The sequence below is a fragment of the Paludibaculum fermentans genome (assembly GCF_051172195.1).
Taxonomy (GTDB): domain Bacteria; phylum Acidobacteriota; class Terriglobia; order Bryobacterales; family Bryobacteraceae; genus Paludibaculum; species Paludibaculum fermentans_A.
Map to the genome: position 1 here is coordinate 4,080,722 of NZ_JBPJAQ010000001.1, position 15,156 is coordinate 4,095,877.

A 15,156-nucleotide genomic window follows, 5' to 3' on the forward strand; every position below is an offset into this window, starting at 1 on the left:
TCAATCCTTCCTTCGCTTTCTCTGAAACTGCCGTACAATGACACTATTCCTGGAGGAATATCGTGAGCTGGGCGACTCGACTACTTTTATGCATCTCGGGATCGGTGTGCCTTGTGGTGGGGCAATCCGATCCAACCTGCGGTCCCTTTCAATTCGCAACTGGTTACTCGGTCAAAACCTGGGGCAGCGTCAACTTTAGCTCCTATACATCCGGCCTGGCTCGGGAAGCAGATGGATCCCTGACGGAAGAACGCTTCGCGACGCAGAGCCCGTTCAACAAGGTCGGTTCCACCCCCAACGCGCAAACTCGTCTGGGCACCTGCAGCGGCCTGCCTGTACGCACCTTCGCAACCAGCCTGCCCGGCAACTTTTCCAATAAGCTCGGCGCCGAGCCCGTTGGCGTAGCCGCGCGCTTTCAACGCGTCTTCCAAGTTGCCGATGGCCGCAGTGTGCTGCTGATGATCAACGATTACGTCGGGCGTCAAAAACTCGTCGTCTTTATCGGGAAGGACGCCCGCACCCTCGATCGCACCGTTCAGTACGACGTGCCCGGCTCCCCCGACAATCTCGTCATCGGCGACTTCAACGGCGACCAGCAGACCGATGCAGCCGTCTTCTCCTTCGGCTCAGGCGCCAATCCGGTTTCACAGGTCACCCTGTTCCTCGGAAACGGAGACGGGACCTTCACCGGCAAGAACTATCCGGCCGGAGACGGTGGCAACAACCTGGGTGCGGGCGACATCAACGGTGACGGCAAGCTCGACGTGATTGTCACCGGCGGCACCGCCAACGTGGCGTACATCCTGTACGGCAACGGCGACGGCACGCTAGGTGCTCCTGTCTCGCTTAAGACTCTCGGCTACGAGACTTCGGTGGTCGTTGCCGACATCAATGGCGACGGTAAACAGGATCTGCTCTTCGGCACCGGCGGCGCCGGCGTCTACTACTTGCCAGGCAACGGCAACGGCACCTTCCTGGCCGCGGTCAGGATCAACCCCGACGCCTCAGCCAACTACGTGGCCACCGGCGACTTCAACGAAGATGGCCGCCTCGACGTAGTCTTCTCCGATCTCAACGCGCAGACCATTGTTCTCTACCTGGCACAGCCCGACGGCACGTTCATAGCCGCCGGCGCGGGTCTCGCCGGTTACCGGCCACTGGAGACCATCGTGGCCGACGTCGATCTCGACGGCCACCTCGACATTGTCACCGGCGCAATCGACCCCAACGTCCTCTCGCGCGGCTACTACGGAGACTCCACCACAATTCTGTTCGGCAAGGGCGATGGCACCTTCGCCGGCATGCCGACCTTCGCCCTCTCCAAGTCGGCCACGGTCCTGGTGAGCGCCGATTTCAACGGCGATGGACTCTCCGATCTCGTGATGGCCAACGGTACCGCCGGTGGAGCCTCGATTGTCTTCGGCTCCGCCACTGGGGTGCCCGCCGCGCCAACCGAGATTCCCTTGCCGCCGAGCAACGGCCGCAAACCAACTGTCAACTCCATCCTCGTGGCCGACTTCAATGCCGACGGAAAGAAGGATCTGGCCCTCGTCCTGGATGGCGGCACCAGCGTCACTATTCTCAACGGCAAAGGCGACGGCACGTTTGACGCCCCCATCAACCGTCCCACGCCCGCCCCGGTGACTGTCGCGGCCGTGGGCGACTTCAATGGCGACGGCCAGCTCGATCTCGCCGGCACCGTGCAGTCGGGCGCGAGGCCGCCCATCGCCACCTTGATGATCTTCCTCGCCGCGGGCGGCTTCTATCTGCCCGCCGGGTCCCTCACCATCGGCACCGACGTCTCGCAGTTGGAAGTCGGCGACTTTAACAAGGACGGCAAGCTGGATTTCCTCGTCCTCGACAAAGGCGTTTTCGGCTCAGTCAACGGCAGCATCTCCCTGGTCGCCGGCAATGGCAACGGCAGCTTCCAGAACCCGGTTTCGCTGGCGGTCACGGGCTCGACCACCCGCATGCAACTCGGCGATTTGAACGGCGACGGCACGCTCGATATCATCGCCGGCGGCCAGACTCCGTCCTATTCGTTCCGCCTGTTCGAGTTGATGGGCAAGCCCGGCGGCGGGTTCGAACCGGTCGTGCAGATTCCCACCGACTTCGGCCCGCAGGACATCGGGATCGGCGATCTGAATGGCGACGGCATCCCCGATCTCGCCATCGCTCACTGCTGCGGCCAGACGGAGCTCGGCTTCCATCAGGGCGTCGGCGACGGCACCTTCAGCGAGGAGACCTTCCTGCCCCTCGTCTCCTCCCCCAATATCCTGAAGCTGGTCGACTACGATGGCGACGGCCGCCTCGATGTCGTCGTCGGCAACCAGGGTTCCGGGTCCACGGGCGCCCTGGTTTTCCTGCGCAACGTCTACGCCCGTGTGAATACCCTCGCCTTGGCCAACACCGCCTCCGGTGCCGTGGCCACGGTCATTGCACCGCAATCCATGGTCACCGCCCAGGGTAAGAACCTGACCACAGGCGACGAGAACGCAGATCCCGCCAGCTTGCCGGAGACCCTGGCCGGCGCCAGCATCAAGCTGGTCGACTCAGCCGGCGTCGAGTTTGCTGCCAAGCTCTATTCCGCCTCCAAGACCTCCATCCGCTTCATCGTGCCCGACGCGGCTGCCGGCGCGGCCACCCTCACCTTGACCGCCGCCGACGGCCAGGTGTGGTCTACCGCCGTACAGATCGCCAACGTTAGCCCGGGCCTCTACTCAGTGAATGCCGCCACCGGTCTCGCCCAGGGCTACCTGGTGCGCGTGGATCCGGATGGCACCCAAACGGCCCTGGAATTCACAACGACCAACCCCGATACCGGAGCCCAGGACCCCGTCGCCATCGACCTCGGGCCCGACGGAACCCAGGTCTTCCTGGTCCTTTACGGCACCGGCCTACGCTTCGTCAGCGCCCCCGAGGCCGGCACGGTCACCGTGGGCGGCGAGGCCTCAGCCCCGGCCATCGCGGCCAACCCCGGCTATCCCGGCCTGGACGAAATGCGCTTCCTCCTGCCACGAACACTGGCCGGCCGCGGAGATGTCGATATCGCCGTGACGTTGGATGGAGCAACTTCCAACACCGTGAAAGTGCGCGTGCAGTAAATCTACTGCTCGCGCAACGTTTCCATCGGTCGGACTTTCAATGCGCGCCGGGTGGCAAACCATCCGGCGCACACCGCCACAACGCTCGTCAGGGGAATTGCAATCACTGCCGGCGCGTAGACTGACAGTGCAGTCGACGTATGCGTCATTCTCGCGATGAGCAGGTAAGCGCCCAGCGCGCCGGTTGCTCCACCCAATGCTCCGGCGATCGCTCCGCCCACCCCGTACGTTTTCAACGCCCGCAGCATCAATCTCCGTCTGCTCGCACCCAGCACGCGCAAAATTGCAGTTTCGGGTCTGCGCTGCCGCGCTTCGGCTGCCGCGATGAGCACCATGATCCACGCGCACGAGAAGGCAACCGCGCTAAACCCAGCTCGAATCAGGAGTAATCCGTGGTGAACGAGCTCCTGACTGAGCTCTTCCACGTCTCCGCGCGAGATATGCACGAGCGTAGGGAACGCTTTCGAAAGCTCACGGCGGAAGGCCGGCGTGTGTGTGGAGTCGACTCGAAAGGTGACGTACTTCAGCAAGTGGGCGTCGCTCACGTCCGCACAGGCGAGGTCGATGCCGATCAGCGACTGGATCAGGGTGTTGCGATCCTCGATCTGAACCACCCGGACATGCAGGCTGCGTTCGGGTAGTTGAAAGTCGAGCTTCGCACCGGCGTCCACACCCAATGCGTGCGCCTGCGCCGGTGAGAGCACCGCTTCTCCGGCATGCAGCGTGCCGTTATCGCGGCAGTTCGCCCACCACATGCGATCGGCCAGCGACGGTTGGCCGTTCACCTGTTTCAACCGCAATCGGACCACCGGGAAGGTGCGTTCGATACGCGGATACGCCGGATGTTCGGCGAGCCAGGCCTGTAGATCGGAGAACTGCTGTTGCGGATGGCTCACGATACCAAGGTCCGATTCGGGCGACAGCAGCGCGTGCGAGAGTGCCGGCGTGAGACCGAGTTCGAGAATCGCCATCAGCACGAGCAGCGCCGCGCCGGCAGCCAGAGCGCTGATTGTTGAGGCGAGATGGCGGCCTGGACGCAGTAACCGGCGTCCGTCGAACTGACGGCGGAAGAGGCGCAGCGGGCGTACGCGGATCGACAGCGCCGAGTTGCGGACGAAGAGCAGGAATCCGGCCAGAAAACACGCGGCGACCGACCAGCCGAGCGCAGGCAGCAGCGGATGCGGCGGCAGTTGCAGGCGGAACCAGTGCTCAAACAACGGCAGCATGACGCGCACGACGATCTCACCGGCCGCCAGGCCGAGCGCACACGCGCCGCCGGCGAGCGCCGCGGTGAAAGCCGCCGAGAGCAAGACGAGTTGCCGCGTCCCCGCGCCCAGCACCTTCAGAATCGCCATCGTGTCCAGGTGGGTGTCGAGGTGCAGGTGCAGAAGCAGAGCCGACGCGATGAACGAGGAGAGCAGCGACAACCCGAGGCCGATTCCCAGGAAGAAGCCGGCCGAATCGAGCGTCTGCACGGTGCGCGGATCGGGCTGGTGATAGTCGGAGATATCGGCATCGGGGAACCGCTCTTCCAGCAACGCGCGCGCCTCCAGCAGTGTGGAGGGATCCCGCAAACCGAAGAGGAGGCGGCCGTTCAGGTTGTTGCCACGGCGCAGAACCCCGGAGTCTTCCAGGGATGCGCGGCTCATCACCACACGGTTGAACGTGTAGGGCGAGGCGGCGAAGCGGTCCGGCTCACGCAGGATCGTGGCGGCGGCTGTGAAGCGGTGACCGTTGATCTCAATGAGCCCTCCAGGCGAAATCCCGAGCGCGGTCAGGAGTTCCGGACTGACGGCCACCTGACGACCGGCGATTGCTGTGGAGAGCGGCTGGGGCGGCGTCACCGTGAGTGATCCGTAGAAGGGGTACTCGCCCGGTTCGACTGCTTTGAGCACGATGGGTGTGGATGCGCCGGTTTCGGGCGAACGGGCGTTGACCAGCGTCTCGATTACGGCGGTGGAGCGCGCCATGCGCGCGGGCAGGGCAGCGAGGTCTTCGGGGAGTGGAACCCGATCGAGATTCACCTGGAGATCGGCGCCCAGCCATTGGCGCGAGCCTCCGGTGAGGAAGAGCCGGAACGAAGAGAGGCAGGCAACCGCGATGTAGACGGAGGCAACGGCGGAGGCGAGCGAGAGGACGACACCGAGGGAGCGCCACGGTGCTCCGCGCAGGTCACGGCTGGTGTATCGCAGTACCTGGCGCAGCGTCATGAGTAAGGTGCGGGCCTGTGGAACATCGTAGCCTGTTTAGAGGCTCTGAGCATGTTGAGACACTGCATCTGGATTCTGGCCGGTTCGGGCTTGCTGGCGCAGCAGCCTCCGGTGGTGACGGTGGATTCCGTCCGCAACAGCGCCAGCCGGATCGCGCCGGGTTTGCCAGGCGCGGGCTTGCAGCCGGGCAGCCGCGTGGTGATGGGCGGGTTGCGCCTGAGTCCGGGCGCTTTGCGCGTTGAGGTGGGCGGGCAGCTGGCTCCGATGCTGCGGAGTGCTCCGGAGGAGTTGGAGGTCGTGCTGCCGTTCGGCCTGAAGCCTGGCACGCTGCCGCTGGTGGTCAGCGTGGACGGACGGAAGAGCAAGCCTGTGCCTGTGGTGATCGGCTCGGCTTCTCCTGGCTTGTATGAGCCGGAGAGGAAGGCGCTGCAGCGGGGCGGGCTGTTGTCTCTGGTTTCGACCGGGGCGCCGGCGGTTGCCTTATGGATGGGCGGGATCCGGGTGGCGGTTACGCGGCATGCGAAGGGCAATGGGACCGATGAGGTGCGGGCGCGCGTGCCGGCGGCCGTTCCGCTGGGCTGCGGCGTGCCCGTGACGGCTGTGGGCGCCGATGGAGTGCCGGGCAACACGATTGCGCTGGCTGTGAGCGAGAAGGGGCAGCCTTGCCGGGAGGACGCATGGACCAGCGTCTTGGGACAGCCGGGACGGACGGGGCTGATCGTGCTGGCGCGGTCGTACCAGGACGGACGGGCGACGGATGAGGGCGCGGCGCTCTTCACTGCACGGGGCGCGGAGGCGAGCTGGCCGACCCTGATTCCGGGCAGTTGCGGCCTATACCGGGCGGACGAGGGCTTCGATCCGCGCGGGTCCATCCTGGCTCAGATGACGGGCCGTGTGCCTGGCGAGGGGCTGGACGCGGGCGCCCGGATCACGATCGCGAACGGGCCGCAAGCCCGGGCGCTGGCCGTGCGGACGCCGGGCTTCTATACGCGGACCCTGGATCCCCTGCCGAACGGGCCGTTCCTGGAGGGCGGGCGGCTGCTGGTGCAGTCGACGGGCGGCCGGGCTGTGGGCGGGCTGTCGTTTGTGCTGGCCATGGCTCCGGGCTTCTCCGCCGGAGCTACCACCCCGCTGCGCGTAACGTGGGCCGGGATGGGGGCCGACCGGCTGGCCCTGGTGGGGGTGACTGCCTCCGACGCCTCGAACCGGGCCATGGTGATGGCGCTGTGCGTAGCGGCTCCGGAAGCCGGGCAGTTCGTGGTGCCGGCGTGGGTGCGGGCGGCGTTGCCGGATACCGGTTCGGCTACGGTTTCGGTGGCCTCGATCCCGCGGGCTCCGGAGGTCACGTGGAAGGCGAAGGGGCTGGATCGCGGCGTGGCCTTCACGGTCCAGGCCCGGCATGTGATAGTCGAGCTAAAGCACTGAAGGCGCTAGGCTTGGGTCAGCTCGACGATGCAGCGGACGCCCAGGTTTTCGGGCAGCTCGAAGCGCTCCACGACCTTCATCAGCAGGCGGCGCTTGCGGGCTTCCGGGAGGGCCTCGGCGATCTCCAGTTCGGCGTCGGGCCCCTTATAGAGGAGGGCCCGGGTGCCCTGGCGGACGGCGGGTCCGAAGAGGGCAGCGGCCTTGGTGAGGGGCGCCACCGCTCGGGCGGTGATCAGATCCATCCTCGCCTTTTTGAGGACGTCCTCAGCTCGCAGAGGCATGACCTCCACATTGGAGATGCCTAGTTGAAGGGCGGCCGATTCCACGAAGGCGGCCTTCTTCTGAGTCGACTCGGCCAGGACCCAGCGGACATGGGGCAGGACGATGGCGAGGGGGAGGCCGGGGTAGCCGGGCCCGGTGCCGGCGTCCAGGACCAGGCCGGCCTTCTCGAACAGGCGCCAGGGGAGCACGGAGTCGAGCACATGCTTGATGGCGGCTTCGCGGGGCGTGGTAATTCGAGTCAGATTGAACTGCTCGTTGGTTTCCACGATGAGCCGGAGATGCCCGGCGCCCTTGGTGATCAGCTCCTCCCGATTGGGGAGGTCGGCCGGGAGAACCTGCTGTAATTCGTCCTCAAACTGCACAGTCTATCTTCGCATTCCGGGGTGGGGGCCCGGCGGAGGGGACGTTTCCGCCCTGTCCACCTGGTGGCTCCATTGATATTGCTGACGTCTTGCGTTTCGGGACAGGGGTTAAACGTCCCCGGTGCTAGCGGGCGGCCCAGTAGCGGTCCCTCGCCTGGACTTGGAGGCCTTTGGTTTTGGCCGAGAGCTGGAGCTTGCGGAAGCCGTGGACTGTCACCGGGACATCGCTGACGAAGCCCAGGCTGTACTGGCTTCTCAATTCGTCCTGGATGGTGGCGAAGATCTGCTCTATCGAGCGCTTTTTGGTCACTTCGAAGAAGCCTCCTCCGGTTTCCCGGGCCAGGCGTTCCAGGACTCCGCGGCCTTCGGGGTCTCCGCCTCCGGTGAAGTAGATGGTGTAGATGAGGGTGTCGTTGCGCTGGGCGACTTCCAGCGACTCAGCGAACGTGGCCTGGCTGCCGGTATCGACGCCGTCGGACAGGATAATGATCGCCTTGCGGTCGTGGCGATCCTTCATGACGTCGCGGCTGGCGACCACGACGGCGTCATAGAGCCGGGTGCCGGCGCCGCTGGGCATGCTGAGTTCGCGGCGGGTGGGGGTATCGACGTACGACAGGGCCTCGTCGAGCTCCTTGCGGGAGGCGGTGAGCTTCTGGCGGACGTAGACGCCCATGTCGAACTGCATGATAAAGAACTGGTCTTTGGTGTCGCGCAGGACCTGGTCGATGAAGCGGAAGGAGGCTCCGCGTTCCTTGTCGAGGACCTTTTCCTGGCTCATGGAGGTGTCGATGAGGAGGCCCAGGGTGAGGGGGAGGTCGGTCTCGCGGGAGAAGTAGCGGATGGTCTGGGGCCGGCCGTCCTCCAGGAGCGTGAAGTCGTCCTTGGTGAGGTCGCGGAGGATCTCGCCCTTCTTTGTGGCGACGGTGGCGAGGAGGCTGACGACGCGGACGTTGGAGGAGAAGATGGGCTGGTCGTCCGTGGGCTCCGGCGGCTGGGCGCGGGCCACGAAGGCGGTGGTGAGCCCGGCGGCGGCGAGCCAGGCGCGGCGAGTGAGCCGGCGCGCGGATGGGACAAGGGTTGAGGTCACAGAGGGTCTGTAGTAGCAGATGCGGGCCAGGGCGGTTGGGTTCCCGGGGTGGCCGGAAGGTGGCCTGGCTTGCCTGAATCTAGACAAAAGAGTGAATGATTGGCCTGGAGATACAACGCGCGCGCCCGCTTTAGTACTTCCGGGCGAAGAGTCACGCAAGCCAGCGTGTTTCGATCTTGCACCCTTGTGTATACTATTTGAAATCTGTACTGGAAATCGGTGTAGCCCAGAGCCGGGGGGACAGGTCACATCGAAGGCGGAACAGAGGGAATGGCAGCGGTGCTGGGAGGAAGTCAGAGCAGTAGGGGCATCCGGCGCCCGTCCGTGGGATGAGCCGGTGGCTGGGGCAACTCGGAGAAAGCCCGTCGGCCCCGCGTGTCGTGACGAGCAGTTTGTCATGAGAGCGGAGCGGACAGCCATCGACGCTGACTGGGCAGGGAAGCTGGGGGCCAGGTCAATCGTAGTGAAATCACACAGTTCGCGGAAGTAGGGAGAGACAAACAGGGCCAGAAGCGGCAGGCGGAAGCGCGCAGCGCGTGTTCCCCAGCCGATAGCCGTGTCCTGGGCAATCCGATGCCAGATTTGGGGAAGCCGTCCAGGTGGGCGGAGGTCCTGTCCTGACGTGCGGGCGCCGGAGCAATCGGGCGACTCGAGCAGGCGGGGAAGAGATCCGGTCGAATTACCGAGGAGAACCAGAAAATGATTGAATCCACGTACCTTCCTTGTCAGGCGATCCTGATCACAGGATGGCAAGGCAGTGCACTCACGACGGGCAAGGTCCTGACGATGGAGGAGTTCGTTCCATTTCGTGACCGGATCGTCGTCCTGCTGGAGATGTTGAGGAAGACGAAGACAGGCCGGATGTTGTTCCAGAGCCTGCACACGACGGGGAAGCGTGTGAAGATTCACGTCGGCGACGACTATCAGGACAACGCGGCGAAGATGGACCCGAACACGACGGCGAATGGAACGGCGGCGGCGATCAAGCCGTTCCGGCCGGCGCACCACAACGTCGAGCTGGCGCTGAAGGGGAGCGAGTCGGCGTGGAGGGGCATGGACGCCCGTGACGACCGCTCTGTGAAGAAGGCCGAGATCAAGCTGCAGATGCAGAACCTGGGCCAGGCGACGAAGAAGTCGGAGACCGCGCCGGTGATGAGGGCGATGCTGAACCGGGCGCACCTGGGGATGGGGCTGGAGCCGAGGATTACGCACTCGCGATTCCGGCGTCCGGAGCAGGAGCTGGCCGCGAAGCTGAACATCTCGCCGACGGAGTTTGACGACATGGTCTGCGGGATGAAGTACATGCCGGATTCGGTGTACTATCCGCTGTGTTTTCTGCTGTATGACTATGCCATGCCGGGCGCCGGGACGGACGCGCAGATCCGGGTGATGAACCAGAAGACCTTCGAGTACGATTTCCGGAACGACATTGAGGCGGAGAAGAAGCTGTGGCGGGGCAAGACGGACACGACGAAGACCCTGGACGCGGTGATTCTGGCGCATGAACTGGTGCACGCGTGGCGCATGATGGCGGGGCGGCGCGTGGTGGCCGGGGGCTGGGAGGAAGAGGCGATGACCTCGGGGATCGGTCCGTTTACGAACTGGCGGATGACCGAGAACTCCTTCCGGGCCGACCTGGGGCTGAAGCAGCGGAAGGAGTATGCGAACAACCGGCACTCCTCCGAGCTGATGCAGACGATGCACGGCCAGGTGAGCAGCAAGGGCTACAAGGGGACGATGTACTAAAGCCGGACGACCGGGCCTATCCGCCGCGAGGTTCGCGCGGGTGGGCCCGGCCGGCAGCCCGCGGCGGACGTCCTGGACCGCGGCGGGGCCGTTGCTCACGAAGGCCTGCCCGACCGACCTCTCTTTCGTTCCCCCGAAGATTTCGATTTCCCGCTGACACGCCCGCCGCCGCCTCATTGCCTGCCAGGCGGGGCCCCTTCCATAGACCAATTCCCAGCCCGAGATGCCGCCTGAGGAGAGCGTCGTGCGGCTGTGCCGGGCGGACGGATTTCGGGGTGTAGTCAGAAGAAAAGGACGATTCCGGACCCGGAGCGCGGAGGCAGTTCGGAAGATCGAAAAATATCTTCTGTTTCTTCTCAATACTTTAGGGGAAACAGGCCTGAAAAGCCGTATTTGGCGCGTGGATGCTCGCGACGGCCGCGAAATGCGGTCAGAAAGGTCGTGGGTATGTCTTGTTTTGGACTCGGCGTGAGGAACGCCGCGAGCGAAGTGATGGGCCATCTGAGGCTGGCGATTGGGAGGAGGCGGGTCCAGGTGAGGACGCCTTCGGAGTGGGCGCGGGCGGAGTTCGGCTTTGAGGCCGATGCCCGGCAGAGGGAGGTATTGGATACGGAGGCGCGCCGGGTGCTGCTGTGTTGTTCGCGGCAGTGGGGCAAGTCGACGGTGACGGCGCTGCGGGCGCTGCATTTCGCGGAGCATCATCCGGGGTCGACGACCTTGTGTGTGACACCGACGCAGCGGCAGAGCGGGTTGTTCCTGGAGAAGGTGCAGCGGTATGTGAAGGGTCCGGTGGTGCGGGATGCGCGCGAGGCGGCTTCGGTGAAGCTGGCGAACGGGTCGTCGATCATCGGGCTGCCGGGCCAGGAGGGGACGATCCGCGGATTCGACGACGTGGGGTTCCTGATTCTGGACGAGGCGGCGCTGATCCAGGACTGTGTGTACACGGCGACGCGGCCGATGCGGGTTTTGTCGGACGGGTTGTTGTGGATGATCTCGACGCCGCACGGGCAGAGCGGATTCTTCCATGTCGCCTGGCACGACGAGGAAGGGGGCTGGACGCGATTCAAGGTTTCGGCGGCGGAGTGTGAGCGATTCCGGCCGGAGGTGCTGGCGGTGGAACGAGTGGCGCTGGGCGAGAGGATGTACGCGCAGGAGTATCTGTGCGAGTTTCTGCCGAGCGACCTGCAGATGATTCCGGCGCAGCTGGTGGAGGGCGCGGTGACGGACGATGAGGAGCCTTTGGATGAAGCGGCGCTGTAAGGAACGCGGGCGGCCGGCGCCGGGCCGGAGGAGGGCGCCATGTTGATGACAGGGCGCATGCAGAAAGCGGGCTCGGTGTTTCACGTGGGCCTGGACCTGGGGTTGCGGCGGAATCCGACGGCACTGGCGCTGGTGGAAGACGTGACGCGGCCGACGGGTGAGTTTGACCACGTGTACTACACGGATGTGATGGAGACGGCGCTGGTGCTGCGGAACCTACAGCGGCTGCCGCTGGAGACTCCTTATGCGGAGTTGCCGGGCTATCTGGAGCGTTATCTGGCGGGCCTGGCGAAGCGGGGGACGGTCCACCTGGCGGTGGACGCCACGGGGGTGGGCCTGGCGGTGGTGGAGATGCTGCAAATGGCGCAACTGCCGGCACAACTGATGCCGATTGTGATCACGAGCGGCGAGTCCGTGGGGCAACTGAAGCATGCGACGAGTGTGCCGCGATCGATGTTGTTGCAGAACATGCGGATGGTGCTGGAGAAGGGTGGATTGCGGATTCCGTCGCGGCTGCGGCTGCTGCGGGAGTTGAAGCGGGAGTTGCGGGCGCTGGGGGACCCGAAGAGCCGGACGCCGGATGATATGGCGTTCGCGCTGGCGCTGGCGAGCTGGTCGGCGCGACCGCAACCGACGGTGGGCGAGCGGTCTGTGGCTTTGCCGGTGCATCTGGTTGGGCCGAAGCCGCGACCCTTGGTGTAGCCGCACAACAGGCAGGGCTGGCGGCAGACCGCCGGCCCTGTCCATCAGCGTGCGGGAGCCCGCCTGGTCCCATTGCTCGCGAAGGCGAAGCAAGCCGCTACGAACCCCGACCGTCAGGGAGGGGTCCCCACCGCGCTGCGAACCGCGACCGCGTACGGAGCCGCGAATGTCAATGAGCGGGCACCTCAACGAAACGCCCCAGTCAAGGGTCGAAAGCCCGCCCACCACACACCAGTCCAAGAGGTAGCGACGGGCTACTCACCCGTCTTCAACGGAGTCACGCACACCTCCGCGGGCCGCGAAAGCACACGAAGCCGGCCACCCAACACCAGTCCCAGAGCGATAGCGACGGGCTACCGGCGCGTCTTCAAGGGAGCGTGCCGCGGACACCCACGAGCCTTCAATGGACACCTCATGGGCTCCCGGTACCGGCCGAAGGTGGACAGAGTCAAGTGATGGAGTGAGCAGAACTCTCGTCGAGTAAGCCCGTCGGGTTCAAAATCGGCCGGATCATGCTCGCAGGGCTCCATCGGGAAGAACGGCATCACGGAATGTGCGCCATCAGGCAGTCAGGAGCATCAGCATACCAATAGCGCAACCCGCCAAGGCGCCCAATGCCTGAGTTCTTCCGCGACGACTGAGGGCTGCGACGAGAAGAGCCACGACCATCGCCACAAGCCAAGCCATCGCAGCGAGAATGGCAATGTGCCCAACCGGATGAAGAACGAGATGGCCTGCCTCTGTCCACCCGGCCCAAAAATGAACACCAGTTGCGGCAATAGCCAGTACCACGGAAAGCATTCCGAAACCTGAACGCGATGTACGTGGTTTCTCCATTAGGCTAGCAGTCTGTGGCGGAAGTCCCGCTAGCCGCGCGGCAAGGGCTTGCGAGCCCAGGGCGCGAAGAGCCGGCCGAACTAGTGCCGGCCACTCGGAGGCAGGCTCGACACTGCCGTGGGCCGCAACCCCTTGTCGCCCTTTGGGTTCGCTCCGCCGCCGGCCTTCCTCCCAGAAAAAGGCGACTCTCTTCGGAGCGGCTTCGAAATTGCTCTTGAGCTGCCATTCTGGTGCCGGCGGCGGTGCGAACGCGGCTGCGCGACCTCCGCCACAGGCTGCTAACCTCTCGGAACCCGACCCTCAATCCAAACGATACCAGCCTTCACCGGCCATCACGCCACGCGAGCCCCCTTCGCCCCCCACGCCAGCAACCACACTCCGCCCACCACGCGCGCCATGTTGGCACTCCAGCCAAACCAATCGCCGCGTACCGATGGCTGGACGTAGCCGATCGAGATGATCATCAGGATGCCGAGCAATATGGCGCCCCATCGCTTTTCTCGTCGCTCGCCCGGCCTTCGCCCGCGCGTGTACCACCAGGCGGGAGGGCCAAAGATCGCCAGGAATGCGACCAGAACGATCAGCCCGATGACAAAAGGATGGGAACCGGCATCCATAGTTTCGAATTCACAGGATAACGCGGGCGCAAATACAAAAGCTCACGGTGATGCGATCCCCGGAAACCGAGCCCAGTACCCCGGCAACTCCGCCGACTCGAACACCTCCACCCCGACCGCAGGCCCTGCCGGATCCAGCACCAACCCCGGAAACCCCAAAGCCGCCCACCAGTCCGAGGGCCGCAGAACGCCCCGGACCGTCCCCCGCCGCCAAGCCCCCGCCAGAGCCGAAATCTGGCCATAATTCACCCGCCCCGGAGCCAAACTCCCATACACGGCCAACCGCCTATCGGCCCCGCCGGAAAGATCCGCTACCTCGTCCATAACCCGAGTCTAGCCTTCGTGGCAGCCACACTGGACCTGGCGTCCGCCAGCAGACCACAGCCCGCGATCTCTCCGGGTGGTCGATCTGAGCACATCGCCGTTGCTGTTCCATTGCCGCTGCCTGGCCACAACAGCATGAGGCGATGTTCCAACCTGAAACTGGGAACGCCGATTGGGAACTGGCACCGCACAATGAGTACTACCCGATGCGAGCAGGAAAAGGGTGTCTCCTCATGCCAACTTCGTATTGTGGACCTCCCTCCTCCTCTGCTCTGTCACGGGGTTGGCAACTGCCCAAAAAGATGCTTGCTCCAGCGCTGACAAGAGCTTGAGGAAAAAGGCAACGCCAAACTGTCTTACAGGTCTTAATACCTCTTTCTCTGCCGTGCTTGGTACAATCCGCTCCAGGTACCCGGATGGAACATGCTCCCGCCCAGGCAGGCCTTGTCCTAGACTTGAGCGGTTTGTCGACTCGAATACTCAAATCGGCACGCGACCGCAAAGCCGGTGCAAAGCTAGACAACGTGCACTTTGAGCACCTTTCATACCTTCTCGATCATGTCTAGCATCTCCCTTATCCGGTCTGCCAATGACAACCAATTACAACAAGAGGAGTACTCTAGTGGGAAATAGATCCGTTGGGTCTTTCGCATTGGCGGCCTTGGCAGTTAGCCTCGCTGGCGTAGCATGCAGCAGTCCACCAACTCAGTGGTCTGCGGACAAGTCTGTCGGAATCAGCTTTGCGCAACCAAGTGGGAAGGTCTACCTGGTAGGGAAGGTCAGCGTCAGAGGCCGTGTGGTAACAATTCCAAGGAACCACATACTGTCCTGCGATCAGGACTGGTGGGCCATGTATGATGCCGTAACTCAGGAGGGCTTTGAAATCCGCGATAGCGGGGGCGCTACGCTCGGTCGGGATCTCAAAGTGGCTCCGGACAGCGACACAAAGATCTACCTTCTGGCTGGGGCCTGCTTCAACGGCAATTGCAGCAAGACCACCGACAACTGCCGTCTGAGGTTCAGCATAGATGGCAGTCCAGAGGTGATTGACTACCCCGTCACCATCACCAGAACCGCGCGCTAAGGGCTAAGCGCATGGCCGGAGAGGGGAACTTTCGCATTGAGAAAGAATTGATCGACGCCTATCGTCGGTGATCAAATCGCCCAAGTTTCTATGGTTGTAGGCACATCGAATCAGCA

General features: G+C 64.2%; 10 protein-coding genes. 6 read left to right on the forward strand and 4 right to left on the reverse strand.

Features of this window, described 5'->3' with window-relative positions:
* Positions 1-62 precede the first annotated feature (62 nt).
* Entirely contained in the window at positions 63-3,104 is a 3,042-nt protein-coding gene (locus ACR9Y2_RS16540; RefSeq protein ID WP_435042547.1) for an FG-GAP-like repeat-containing protein, read from the forward strand.
* Positions 3,105-3,106: 2 nt separating this feature from the next.
* On the opposite strand, the gene ACR9Y2_RS16545 is transcribed toward ACR9Y2_RS16540, so the two are convergent.
* Entirely contained in the window at positions 3,107-5,314 is a 2,208-nt protein-coding gene (locus tag ACR9Y2_RS16545) for an FtsX-like permease family protein (RefSeq protein WP_435042549.1), read from the reverse strand.
* Between the two features lie 51 nt (positions 5,315-5,365).
* On the opposite strand from ACR9Y2_RS16545, the gene ACR9Y2_RS16550 reads away from it, so the two are divergent.
* Positions 5,366-6,739: a hypothetical protein gene (locus ACR9Y2_RS16550; protein WP_435042551.1), complete on the forward strand. Its 1,374-nt coding sequence runs from the start codon at positions 5,366-5,368 to the stop codon at positions 6,737-6,739.
* A 5-nt stretch (positions 6,740-6,744) separates the two neighbouring features.
* On the opposite strand, the gene rsmG is transcribed toward ACR9Y2_RS16550, so the two are convergent.
* Positions 6,745-7,383, reverse strand: a complete 639-nt coding sequence (gene rsmG / locus ACR9Y2_RS16555; protein WP_435042553.1) for a 16S rRNA (guanine(527)-N(7))-methyltransferase RsmG — start codon at positions 7,381-7,383, stop codon at positions 6,745-6,747.
* Positions 7,384-7,507: 124 nt separating this feature from the next.
* The gene (locus ACR9Y2_RS16560; protein WP_435042554.1) at positions 7,508-8,470 is read right to left on the reverse strand and encodes a VWA domain-containing protein; all 963 of its coding nucleotides are present in this window, start codon (positions 8,468-8,470) and stop codon (positions 7,508-7,510) included.
* 699 nt (positions 8,471-9,169) lie between these two features.
* Between ACR9Y2_RS16560 and ACR9Y2_RS16565 the strand changes: the two genes are divergently transcribed.
* From ACR9Y2_RS16565 to ACR9Y2_RS16575, 3 genes are all read left to right on the forward strand, one after another.
* Positions 9,170-10,216, forward strand: a complete 1,047-nt coding sequence (locus ACR9Y2_RS16565; protein ID WP_435042555.1) for a M91 family zinc metallopeptidase — start codon at positions 9,170-9,172, stop codon at positions 10,214-10,216.
* 534 nt (positions 10,217-10,750) lie between these two features.
* Positions 10,751-11,476, forward strand: coding sequence for a terminase large subunit domain-containing protein (locus tag ACR9Y2_RS16570; RefSeq protein WP_435042556.1), 726 nt, complete (start codon positions 10,751-10,753; stop codon positions 11,474-11,476).
* A 39-nt stretch (positions 11,477-11,515) separates the two neighbouring features.
* Positions 11,516-12,178, forward strand: coding sequence for a hypothetical protein (locus ACR9Y2_RS16575; RefSeq protein ID WP_435042558.1), 663 nt, complete (start codon positions 11,516-11,518; stop codon positions 12,176-12,178).
* Between the two features lie 1,169 nt (positions 12,179-13,347).
* Here ACR9Y2_RS16575 and ACR9Y2_RS16580 read toward each other — a convergent pair.
* Positions 13,348-13,632, reverse strand: coding sequence for a hypothetical protein (locus ACR9Y2_RS16580; RefSeq protein WP_435042559.1), 285 nt, complete (start codon positions 13,630-13,632; stop codon positions 13,348-13,350).
* 1,174 nt (positions 13,633-14,806) lie between these two features.
* Here ACR9Y2_RS16580 and ACR9Y2_RS16585 point away from each other — a divergent pair.
* The gene (locus ACR9Y2_RS16585; protein WP_435042560.1) at positions 14,807-15,040 is read left to right on the forward strand and encodes a hypothetical protein; all 234 of its coding nucleotides are present in this window, start codon (positions 14,807-14,809) and stop codon (positions 15,038-15,040) included.
* Positions 15,041-15,156 lie beyond the last annotated feature (116 nt).